Source organism: Pseudomonas sp. NPDC086278, from assembly GCF_050280905.1.
Lineage (GTDB): Bacteria > Pseudomonadota > Gammaproteobacteria > Pseudomonadales > Pseudomonadaceae > Aquipseudomonas.
Genome location: NZ_JBNNWE010000144.1, coordinates 1 through 10096, shown reverse-complemented (window position 1 = coordinate 10096; position 10096 = coordinate 1). Strand labels below are relative to the sequence as shown.

General features: G+C 59.9%; 7 protein-coding genes. All 7 read left to right on the top strand.

The genetic code is table 11. The features are described from left to right. Positions 1-2250, top strand: a 2250-nt coding sequence (locus ACQKP4_RS27315; RefSeq protein WP_427637115.1) for a bacteriophage T4 gp5 trimerisation domain-containing protein, incomplete at its 5' end; no start/stop codon positions are given. Continuing rightward, on the top strand, positions 2243-2893 hold the full coding sequence (locus ACQKP4_RS27310) for a DUF2931 family protein (protein ID WP_427637114.1): 651 nt from the start codon (positions 2243-2245) through the stop codon (positions 2891-2893). The genes ACQKP4_RS27315 and ACQKP4_RS27310, both read left to right, overlap by 8 nt. Before the next feature lie 14 nt (positions 2894-2907). After that, positions 2908-3564: a DUF2931 family protein gene (locus tag ACQKP4_RS27305; protein ID WP_427637112.1), complete on the top strand. Its 657-nt coding sequence runs from the start codon at positions 2908-2910 to the stop codon at positions 3562-3564. Between the two features lie 273 nt (positions 3565-3837). Continuing rightward, entirely contained in the window at positions 3838-5184 is a 1347-nt protein-coding gene (locus tag ACQKP4_RS27300) for a hypothetical protein (RefSeq protein ID WP_427637110.1), read from the top strand. Positions 5185-5219: 35 nt separating this feature from the next. Continuing rightward, positions 5220-7466: an Ig-like domain-containing protein gene (locus ACQKP4_RS27295; protein WP_427637108.1), complete on the top strand. Its 2247-nt coding sequence runs from the start codon at positions 5220-5222 to the stop codon at positions 7464-7466. Between the two features lie 61 nt (positions 7467-7527). Then, positions 7528-7989 carry a curlin gene (locus ACQKP4_RS27290; protein ID WP_427637107.1) on the top strand — a complete coding sequence of 154 codons (462 nt, stop codon included), beginning with the start codon at positions 7528-7530 and terminating at the stop codon, positions 7987-7989. A gap of 26 nt (positions 7990-8015) precedes the next feature. Next, positions 8016-9464 carry a curlin gene (locus ACQKP4_RS27285; RefSeq protein WP_427637106.1) on the top strand — a complete coding sequence of 483 codons (1449 nt, stop codon included), beginning with the start codon at positions 8016-8018 and terminating at the stop codon, positions 9462-9464. Positions 9465-10096: the final 632 nt, after the last annotated feature.

Below are 10096 nucleotides of genomic sequence, written 5' to 3'. Positions count from 1 at the left end.
CGCGTCGCCACCGGCTGGGCCGGCAGTGCCTACGGCGGCATCGCCATCCCGCGCGTCGGCATGGAAGTGCTGGTGTCGTTCATGGAAGGCGACCCCGACCAACCACTGATCACCGGCTGCCTGTTCCATAAGGAAAACGTCGTCCCCTACGACCTGCCGGCCAACAAAACCCGCAGCACCTTCAAAACCCTGAGCTCGCCGGGCGGCAAGGGCTACAACGAGTTTCGGATCGAAGACAAAAAAGGCGCGGAACAGATCTACCTGCACGCCCAGCGCGACTGGGATGAAAACATCGAGCACGACCAGAAAATCCACATCGGCAACGAGCGGCACGACACGGTCGAGGCCAATGTCTTCAGCGAATTCAAGGTCGAAGAACACCGGATCACGCAGCTGGATCGCAAGACCGAAGCGCGGGCGGACGATCACCTGACGGTGGGCGTAACCCAGCATGTGAAGGTGGGCACGGCGCAGTTTGTCGAGGCCGGGCAAGAGATCCACTACCACGCCGGGGACACAGTCGTGGTTGAAGGCGGGATGGAACTGACGGCCAAGGCTGGCGGGAGTTTCGTCAAGGTGGATGCGGGTGGAGTGACGATCAGCGGGGCGGAGGTGAAGACCAATTCGGGCGGTGCGCCTGGGGTGGGCAGCGGGATTCAGATTCTTGCGCCGATCATTCCGGGCGTGGCTGCCGCAGCCGCAGCGGGAAAACTGTTAAGCGCCCCGCCAGTAGGGAAGTTCAACGCCACCTCTGACCCGGCGCCACCGCCGGAGGAAGAAGAGCTTGAAGAGGAGGAAGAAGAGGAAGAACTCGATGAGGGAAACATCACCTTGCGGATCGGGGTGTTCTTTGATGGAACGGGGAACAACCGCAGCAACAGCGAGCGCGTGTTTGGCTGCTTTGCGCCGGATGTGAATCTGGAGGAATCGGCGGAGGATATTCGTCAGTTCTGCGCGGCGCATGGGTATGACGGTAAAGGGAGTTCGCCGGATAACAGTTATGGGAATGACAGCAGTAATGTGGCGAAGTTGTATGACTTGTATGACCAACAAGGGACTTTAGCTTTACCTATTGATGCCAAGACGGCGAATTTGGCGATTTACGTGGAGGGTATTGGCACCAGCAGCACTGGAGAGGACTCCCTTTACTCACAGGGTACTGGCTTGGGGGCTCAAGGTGTCAGGGCTCGAGTTGAAGAAACGCCTGCGCTCTTGGCTAAAGCGCTACGTACTCTCGGGCTAAACAATCCGGATAAACGTATCAATCGGATTGAGTTTGATATTTTCGGATTCAGTCGTGGTGCGGCGGCCGCACGGGATTTTGCTAATGAAGTACTAAAAGGTAACGAAAGTATTTTAGCGAAAGCGATTCCCGTAGGTTCATCTGGACTAGCTGATGGCTTTGCATGGGCGGCGCATTCCGATGTATCAATTAATTTTATCGGTATCTACGACACGGTCGCGGCCATTGCCAACCCATTGGTAGCGGATCTCAATGGGCATAACGCGAGCAACCCCGGAATCAATATAGTTCTGGCTCCAGATGTGGCCAAAAAAGTTGTCCACTTGGTCGCTAGAAATGAGCGCCGTTATAACTTCTCGCTGAACAGTGCCGGCTCGGCAGACATTATCTTACCCGGAGTGCACTCTGACCTCGGCGGTGGGTATCTACCGAAAGCAATAGAACGGGTACTGCTTAGCAAACCACGTAGAAGTGATGTCGAAGAAAAAACAGCATTTACTGAAGCCAATAGCTACAAGCTTGCGCAGCAAGATTTAAGAAGGCTGCAAGACCAATTGGCGCAATACAATCTGCCTCTGGAGGTGCGGACGTGGGAAGTGCCATATCGCACCACTGGCAAGGACAATCGAGTCAATATGAAACACGTGTATGCCGCAGTGAGTAGCCAACGCGAGGTTCGAAGTGATCTATCGTTGATCTACTTACGGATCATGCGTGAGCTGGCGGTAGAAAATGGAGTGCCTTTTCGAAAGATCATGGAAAACAATCCAAGGCTGTCGCTCCCTTCCGAACTCGTTCTAATTTCTGAAAAGCTGATGAACTACTCATTGGGCAAAAGCTCGACAACTGGGCTGAATTCACAAGAAGAAGAGTTGCTTTTTCAACGGTACGTTCACCTGTCCGACAATTGGAATGCAGCCAAGAACTTCAATAACAGCGATCTAGATGTGGTCTTCATCAACCGTCCCAACGACGACTCTAAGCGTACGGTGCACCCTAATGAATAGCTTCTTTCGTATTGCCGCTATTGCGTTGTTACTCAGTGGTTGCACATCTGCCAATAGCGGGTCATTGCCCTACGACGCTTGGCGCTTGGGCTTCTTCGCACCTGACTATATGGAGGTATGGATCGAAACAGCTGACGTCATAGATATGCAGGATAACGTCTATAGGCGCGCCATGAGTGGTACTGCTGAAGCCTTGACGCCTGCGAACAACACTGGCAACTCCAAAGGCTGGCCTGCAAAAATCGGCTGGGGTAAGGGTAAATATGTAAAAAATGCGGATTTACCGAAACAGATCTACGTTCGCTGGCAGTCTCTGGTAGAACCCCAAACCTACAAAATGACTATCGACATCCCGGAGTCGACAAGAGAAATCATGCGCAAGAAAGAGAAGGTTTTTTGCGCCTTTGATGGCAAAGTTATTACTGATTATCGCGAAGCACTGGTCATAGGCCTTGCCCCTGGCGGCATTGCCAAAGTCTGGGTGATGGGGCCCTGCCTTCCTGCAATCGAAGTCACGCGAGTAAAAGCCGAGATTGATCCCCGTGGCCCCTATGAAGGGCAATCAGGTGGAAAATACGACCCTCCCTCCGACGCGCCTAAGGCCTATGTCGAAAAGTTTGGCATCCCCTATGGCTCCTGGTAGTGATGCAGTCCGACATGCTGATTAATAAACTCTTGCATGTCGCAATAGTTGCGCTGTTACTCAGCGGCTGTACATCTGCCAATAGCGAGTCATTGCCCTACGACGCGTGGCGCTTGGGCTTCTTCGCACCTGACTATATGGAGGTCTGGATCGAAACGGCGGACGTGATAGATATGCAAGGTAACGTCTACAGACGGGCCATGAGTGGTAATGCTGCTATACAGAGGCCCCCCAACAGCTCTGGATATCCAAAAGGCTGGCCCGCAAAACCGGGTTGGGGGAAAGGTAAATATGTAAAAGGGGCGGATCTACCGAAAACGATCTACGTTCGCTGGCAATCAATGGTCGAGCCCCAAACTTACAAAATGGCTATCTCTATTTCCGACTCAACCAGAGAGATCATGCGAAAGGGTGAAAAGACTTTTTGTGCTGCCGATGGAAAATGGATCACAGGTTATCGCAAAGCAATAGTTGTAGGTTTGGCACCTGGTGGGATCGCCAAAGTTTGGGTAGTAGGTCCCTGCCTGACACCCATTGAAGTCACACGAGTAAAAGCCGAAATCGATCCACGTGGTCCTTATGAAGGGGAATCCGGGGGCAAACATCGGCCGCTATCAGCGGTTTCAAAAGCCTACGTCGAAAAATTCGGCGTGCCCTACGGCTCCTGGTAGCCCCAAAGCCCCACCCTATTCCTGAGTAACTTCCTCCCCTCGCTTTTACCGCTTTCCCGCCCAGCGGCGACACATAACCCACTGTCCCCAGCCACCCCCAACACTGGGGACAGTCGCCCGCTTCCGCGTTTCACGCCATCAGCCCATCGCAACACGCCACGCCTTGGGCGACGGGCCTCTCCCGCTGCTTTCAACGCGTTGGTATGGAAGTTGCCAAATCCCTCTCAACTGACCCATCCCCAAGGGGCAGGTACTCTGATAGAGGGAATACTCATGCACCCTTTACTGTCCAAAACCGCGACCGTGCTGGTCGTCTCCGCGCTGGCCCAAAGCGTCGCCCAGGCGGCGTTGTTTGCGGTCGATCCCGGGCCTTATGTGCCTGCCAATGGCAAGTTCGCGGCCTGGTATCAGGATACCCACGGCCGGACCCTCGACCTGTGCCTGTCCAAGGCCGTCAGTTCCCGGGTGCCGAGCGCGCCAGGCGCACCGACCTACATGTGTTCGCTGCTGCCGGCGCCCGGTATTTTCGACGACAACCAGCCGCTGGTGTTTCCGACCAATTTCCCTGACGAAGCGTTCTGGTTCACTGCCGACGGGGCGATTGTCGATGCGGCGCGCGGGATCAATTTGAGCTACGGCTCGGCCATTGAAGCGGCGTTCGGTGGTGGCGATCCGGCCGAGAACGATCAGATCAGTTTTGCGCGGATCCGCATCCGCATCGACGTGCCTGCCGCCGGGACCTACATCGTCACACACCCTTACGGCGTTGAAGCCTTCACCGTCGATACCCCCGGCCGCCGCGCAATCAACATGACCCGTGACATCGGCATCGGTTCGGCGGGCACCTATGACGGCGCGCTCAAGGGTGACGTCGGGCCGTTCCTGCGCAGCGTCAACGGCCCGTATACCGAGACCAACCCGGTGACCGGCGCCGCCGAACAATTCATCGGTGATCCGAACATCGACGAAGCGGTAACCGGCAGCCCCTTCAACACCAACTTCATCCGCATCGAAGGCCCCAACGGCATCGACCTGACCAGCACCGTGTTTGCGGTCTCCGGCAAGTTGTCTGCGGTGGTGCGGCCAACGCCGATGATCACCCAGCGCAGCACCTATTCGCGCAAGGCCGGCCAAAGCGCGCCGGTGGCTCAACAGGATGTGTTCGTGCTGGCGCCACCGCCGCCAGCCACTGTGGCGCTGACCAGCAACAGCCCGGTGTTGAACCTCAAAGAACTCAACGGCACCGGCAGTTGGTATGCGCAATCGGCGGCGAATCCGACGTTGCCGACCACCTTGCAACTGACCGCCGACAACCACGTGGCCATCCCGGCCAGCACCGCGACCACGCTGCCGATGGCGTTGACCGACCTGGTGGTGATTCAGCGCGCCGAGTACAGCCTGAGCACCGGGCAGATCACGTTGGTGGCTTCGACCAGCGATGAAACTTCGCCGCCGGTACTGACTGCAACGTCGATCAGCGGCGCCGCCATCGGTGCCCTCAGCGGCGACGGTGCGGTGAAAAGCCTGTCGACCGGGATCTCGCCGATTCCACCGGCCAAGGTTCGGGTGACGTCATCCAATGGCGGCAGCGATACCGAAGAAGTGGTCATCGTGCAATGAACGCTCACATGTGCAGATCCTCATCAGGAGGCATCATGAACAATTGGCCACGCCTGGCGCTCAACGCCCTGGGACTGACTTTATCGCTGTCCGGCAGCGCTTTCGCGCAACTCGCCGCTGTCGACCCTGGCCCTTATACCTTCGCCACCGGGAAATTCCCGATGTGGTATCAGGACAACAATCTGCTGTCGATGGAACTCTGCCAGTCCCGGGCCACAAGCTCGCGGGTGCCGGCGGCCGTGCCACCGGCCTACATGTGCACCCTGCTGGCAGAACCGGGAATCTACGACGATTCGCAGCCGATGGTGTTCCCCGATAACTGGCCGCCGGAAGCGTTCTGGTTCCTCGCCGAAACCAACATTGCCAACAACGGCGCCGGTTATGGAATGGACGCTTACGTGGCCGGGATCGAAGCGGCGTTCGCCTCGGAAAACCCTATCGACGGCGATCAGCAAAGCTTCGCGCGGATTCGCATCCGGGTGAACGTGCCAACTGCCGGGACCTACACCATCACGCACCCGTACGGCGTGGAAACGGTCAACGTCACCGCCCCCGGCCGGCGCGCGATCAACATCACCCGCGACATCGGCATCGGCGCACCGGGCAACTTCAGTGGCGCGGTGGCCGGCGCCATCGGCCCGTTCCTGCGCAGCGTCAACGGCCCGTACACCGAAGTGAACCCGGACACCGGCGCGGTGGAAACCTTTGTCGGCGACCCGAACCTCACCGAAGCGGTGACCGGCAGCCCCAACAACACCAACTTTGTGCGTATCACCGGGCCGGCGGGGACGATCCAGACCAACCTGTTCACCGTGTCCGGCAAGGTCCTCGACAACCGTGCGCAAACCCCGGTCGAGATCAACCGCGCCACCTACCACCGCACCACATCGGGCAGCGGTTCCAGCACCCGGGTTGAAGTATTTTCGAAAGCGGACAACAGCTCGACGCTGTGTTTCCGTGAATCCATCGCGCTGGTGCCAGGACCACCGCAGTCGCCTTGCCAAACCACCCTCGCCGGCGACAACACCGGGTTGTTCTTCGGCCAACACCTGTTCAACGGCGTGGTGCCTCCGGTCGTGGTGGTCACCGCCACCAACCCGGCCGGCACCACGCGCCCGACAGCGGTCTCGAGCAAGCTCACCGACCTGGTGAAAATCCAGACCGCGCGCTACACCTGGAGCAATCACAGCCTGCTGATCGAGGCGACTTCCAGCGATGAAGTGGCGGTGCCTGACATGGTTGCGCAGGGCTACGGACGCCTGTCGAAATCCGGCACGCTGCAAAAAATCACCGTCGCCGACCTGACCCAGCCACCGGCCACCGTCACGGTCAAATCCGCCGCGGGCGGCAGCGACACCGAGCCTGTGGTGGTCGTCGGCACCGCACCGGATTCCGGCGAAAACCAGGCGCCGCTGTCGGTCGCGGACACCGGCAGCACCAGCTTCGGCGTGCCGCTGACCCTCAACCTGCTGGCCAACGACAGTGACCCCGACGGCAACACGCCGCTGAGCATCAGCGCGCTGACCCAACCGGCCGCCGGCCAAGGCACCGTGGCATTGAGCGGCACCACGGCGGTGGTCTACACCCCGCCAGCGGTGGTCAATGCGCCACTGACCACGACCTTCACCTACAAGGCTCAAGACATCAAAGGCCTGGCCTCGACCACACCGGCCACCGTGACCATTACCGTGGCGCCCAACCGGCCACCGGTCGCGGTCAACGACGCGGTCGCGACACTGGGGGTGGCGATTCCAATCAACGTGCTGGCCAACGACACCGATCCGGAAGGCAACGTGCCGCTCGGCGTCGCCAGCCTGACCCAACCGGCAGCGGGTCGCGGCACCGTCAGCAGCGACGGCACGGTGATCACCTATACGCCACCGGCCACGGTCACCACGGCGTTCACCACGACCTTCACCTACTTCGCCCGGGACAGCTTCGGCGCCGTGTCGACGGCTCCGGCGACGGTCACGGTGCAAGTCTCGCCAAGGCCTGCGGCGGAAACCTTCACGGTGACCACGGCCACGGTGTCGGCCCGCTCCAACAACCGCTTCACCTGGGACTTCGCGGGCACCTCATCGGTGACCACCGGCAACACCATCACCATCCAGGTGACCACCCCGACCGGGCTGGTCACCCTGGGCACCACCACGGTGCCGGTGACCGGACGCTGGCGGTTGACGGTGAACAACATCACCACGGTGGCGCCGTCGGCTAACCCGACCGCAACCATCACCTCGTCCCAGGGCACCGTGCGCACGGTGTCGGTGACCTCGATCTGAGCCCACGCCCCACCCGCCGATCCGGTGGGTGGGGCCGGTCTCTCCGCACAGGATCAGCGCCATGAAAACGCCGACCGCCGCCCTGCTCTGCCTGCTTCTGCTTTGCAGCAGCGCGGGCGTGCGCGCCGACGATTTGATGGAGAACGACGACCTCGCCCCCGGCACCGACCTCGGCGAACTGCCCCCACCCGTGGGCCAGCACGCGCTGATCGACCAGAACGGCCAGGCCAACGTCGCGCTGTTGCAGCAGAACGGTCAGTCGCTGCTCGGCACCATCGTCCAGTCGGGCAGCAATCAGGAAGCCTACATCCTGCAACAGGGCAGCGACCTGATGGCCATGATCAACCAGCAAGGTTCTGGCAATAACGCCGCCATCACCCAGACCGGCAGCCACAACCGGGCGCAGATTTCGCAGAACGGCAATAACAACGACGCCAGCATCGACCAGGCCGGCACGGGGCTCTCCAGCGCCGTGACCCAGTCGGGGAACGGCATGAGCGTTTCGGTCAAACAATATCGCTAAGCACTGCACCACTTGGAGGTTTCATCATGTTCAAACTGACGCCCCTCACCGCCGCCATCCTGGTCATCGTCAGTGCCCAGGCAATGGCCGACGACAGCGTTTCCACACAAAACCAGAACGGTGCCGCCAACGTCGCTGACGTGAAACAGACCGCGGCCCCGCTCAGCACATCCACCCAACAACAATTCGGCCAGGGCAACGACGCCGCGTCGGTGCAAGACACCGCGACCGGCGTCATCACCCAGGACCAGGTCGGTGATTTCAACGCCGGTTACGCCGAGCAGCTATTCGAAGACGGCAGCACCATCGCCCAGCAACAAATCGGCGCCTTCAACACCAGCCACGCCAGCCAGTCGATCGGCGTCGGCGGCAACCAAGTGCTGCAGCAACAGCAAGGCAGCGGCAACTTCTCGTTCGTCTACCAGGACAGCCAGGAAGGCACCCAAGGCCAGACCTTCCAGTTCGGTGACAACAACGAAGCCAACATCGAGCAAATCCAGCTCGGTGTGGGCAACAACGCGCTGATCATCCAGTACGGCACCACCAACTACGCCACTGCCGAGCAAATCAACCACATGGGCGGCCAGATCAACCTCAACCAGGCCGGCGGCGACAACTATGCCTACGGCGACCAGCGCGACGGCATCGGCGGCAACCTGACCGTCAACCAGTTTGGCGACTTCAACGCCACCGAAGTCTGGCAAGACAGCCAAACCGCCAGCCAGGCCACCGTCAACCAATACGGGCAAACCAACGAAACCGTGGTCGACCAGAGCTTCGGCGAAAACAACAGCGCCCAGGTGCTGCAAGTCGGCGACCTCAACGCCATTTACGCCGACCAGTTCGAATCCGTCGGCTCGACCCTGGCGCTGTACCAGCAAGGCACCAGCAACGTGCATTTCACCTATCAAAGTGGCGACAGCCATGTGCTCAACGCCACCTCCGTCGGCACTGGCAACAAGGTCTACGCCAGCAACTGGAAAGGCCCGCAAACCGGCGGCCAATTCGGCAGCAACCAACGCGCGACCATCAACCAGAACGGCAGCAACAACGTCGCCAACTTCACCCAGGACGGCGTCGGCCACATCATGACCACGAACCAGACCGGCACCGGCAACACAACCAAAATTAGCCAGGCCGACTCCTACAACGAGCTGTACTTCGACCAGAACGGCAGCGACAACATCCTCATCGCCGACCAGCGCGGCACCACCAACCTGGCACAAGGCACCAGCAACGGCAGCGGCAACAGCACCGAGTTCGACCAGTCCGGCTCGGGCAACCAGGCCTACACCAACCAACTGTGGGGCAGCGACAACCAGATCACGGTGAAACAGGCCGACACCATGAACGTGGCCTACGTCACCCAGAGCGGTACTGGGAACATTGCCAGTGTTGATCAGAGCGGCATGAGCCAGACCGCCAACGTCCAGCAGATCGGCAGCGACAACCGGGCAACCGTGTTGCAGCAATAATCGCCAGGCATAAAAACCGCGGCCCAGACAGGGTCGCGGTTTTTTTTATGGCTTACCGCTTTGAACACAACACAAATCAACGTCGGAGCGAGCCTGCGTACGAACCGCTCGAATTGGTGCGCCTGATACGACGCCATCGCGGGCAAGCCCGCTCCCACAGTGGGAATGGGGTACGGCTGGGAGTGATTGGTTGGCTAGCAGGCCGTCTTCGCGGGCAAGCCCGCTCCCACAGGGGGATGGGTATAGCTGGGAGAGATTGGTTGGCTGGCAGGCCGCCTTCGCGGGCAAGCCCGCTCCCACAGTGGGAATGGGGGGTGGCTGGGAGTGACTGGTCGGCTGACAGGCCGCCTTCGCGGGCAAGCCAGCTCCCACAGTGGAATGGGGTGTATCTGGGAGTGATTGGTTGGCTGTTGGGTAGTCTTCGCTGGCAAGCCAGCTCCCACAGTGGGAATGGGGTGTATCTGGGAGCGATTGGTCGGCTGTCAGGCCGCCTTCGCGAGCAAGCCCGCTCCCACAAAAATCAAAACGCCGCGTACACGCTGTTGACCTTCACCACTCATCAGGCCGAGCGTTAGCTCGCCTTCAGCTTTTGATCTGCCCGCCCCTTCGGGAGGCTGAGTGGAGGTGTGCAT

Excerpts from the sequence above, each read along its gene's own strand:
- ACQKP4_RS27305 (WP_427637112.1), top strand. The coding sequence starts at position 2,908 with ATGCTGATTAATAAACTCTTGCATGTCGCAATAGTTGCGCTGTTACTC.
- ACQKP4_RS27295 (WP_427637108.1), top strand. The coding sequence starts at position 5,220 with ATGAACAATTGGCCACGCCTGGCGCTCAACGCCCTGGGACTGACTTTA.
- ACQKP4_RS27290 (WP_427637107.1), top strand. The coding sequence starts at position 7,528 with ATGAAAACGCCGACCGCCGCCCTGCTCTGCCTGCTTCTGCTTTGCAGC.
- ACQKP4_RS27300 (WP_427637110.1), top strand. The coding sequence starts at position 3,838 with ATGCACCCTTTACTGTCCAAAACCGCGACCGTGCTGGTCGTCTCCGCG.
- ACQKP4_RS27310 (WP_427637114.1), top strand. The coding sequence starts at position 2,243 with ATGAATAGCTTCTTTCGTATTGCCGCTATTGCGTTGTTACTCAGTGGT.
- ACQKP4_RS27285 (WP_427637106.1), top strand. The coding sequence starts at position 8,016 with ATGTTCAAACTGACGCCCCTCACCGCCGCCATCCTGGTCATCGTCAGT.